This window comes from Aquidulcibacter sp. (genome assembly GCF_049239865.1).
Taxonomy (GTDB): Bacteria; Pseudomonadota; Alphaproteobacteria; order Caulobacterales; family Aquidulcibacteraceae; genus Aquidulcibacter.
Genome location: NZ_JBMLTR010000159.1, coordinates 1 through 1,149 on the forward strand (window position 1 = coordinate 1; position 1,149 = coordinate 1,149).

Annotated in this window: 2 protein-coding genes; both read left to right on the plus strand. The window is 56.4% G+C overall.

Annotated features, from left to right (window positions below; all coding sequences use genetic code 11):
- Positions 1–30: 30 nt before the first annotated feature.
- Entirely contained in the window at positions 31–312 is a 282-nt protein-coding gene (locus ACOVRA_RS11255; RefSeq protein WP_292932872.1) for a metal-sensitive transcriptional regulator, read from the plus strand.
- 494 nt (positions 313–806) lie between these two features.
- Positions 807–1,149: hypothetical protein (locus ACOVRA_RS11260; RefSeq protein WP_421720367.1), on the plus strand; the 343-nt coding region annotated here is incomplete at its 3' end.

Consider the following 1,149-nt stretch of genomic DNA (forward strand, 5'->3'; position numbering starts at 1 on the left):
TCTCGGTGCCTTTAGGCCAACATAGGTCTCATGGCCCATACGCATAAAGACCCAGCCGCACTTCTGACCCGTCTTCGCCGGATCGAAGGACAGGTGCGCGGCATACAGAAAATGTTGGAAGAAGATCGTGACTGTATGGATGTGGTCACCCAAGTCCAAGCAGCGCGTGCGGCTCTGACGAAGGTGGAAGCGGAAGTTCTGAAGCGACATATGGAAAGTTGCATCGAAGGCGCGATTGCAGCTGGCGACGCTGATGCACAGCGCAAACTTTTAGGCGACCTCATGCAAGCGCTGACGAAATCGATCGACTAAGGAAAATTCGAGGCTTGCCATATACCCCCCTCCGGTATATATCTGAGACATGCAGCTGACTCGCGCCCTGTTTGCTTTTTTCCTCGCGTTGACGATGGCCTTTGCGCCAGTCGCGACGAATGCGGCTGGTTGGCGGGCTACCTGCGAGAGCAATCCTCCCTGCATTTCAGTGGAAGTCGATCACGTGAGCGCTACTGTTGAGGCCGCAGACTTCTGCGAGAAGATGCCAAAGCCATCCGAAGAAAAGTCGCAAAGCGGTCATTGTGGCGGCTGCTGCTTGGCCCATTCTAATGCGGCACTTAGCGCTGCAGACACACAAATTTCAAAAGTAGAGCTTTGGGCTATTTCACTAAAGCCTGACGCCGAAGCACCCTTTGCTTTGCCTCATCGCCTTTACGGCCTGAAACGACCGCCGCGAGCCTGATCCATCCGACTAATGCCTAGCTGACATCTTGTCCGCTGGGTCCACGGATCGTGATCAGGAGACCCTTTTAATGAATTCCCAAAACTATGAGCGCCGACGGCGGACGTCTGTCTTTGCGCCCTTGTCTCTCGCCTTTATGGTTATGACGCCCCTTGCGGTGACAGGTGCCGCACAAGCACAAGAAATCAGTGGCGCGAATGAAGCCATGCCAACGCGCTGGTCAATGCTTCTTGATGCGGCCGTCGCACGTCGCGCGGCAGATGCGGACGCTGTTGCGCTGCGTGGATCAGCCGATGCGCGCCGCGCTCTCTCGGCCCGTCGGTTTGCTGGGCCGCTAGAAGCTGATGCAAGCGCACGGCAAGATCAAGTCGGCTCGGGCACAGGTTATTTCGAAGTCGAGGGCGGGATAAGTG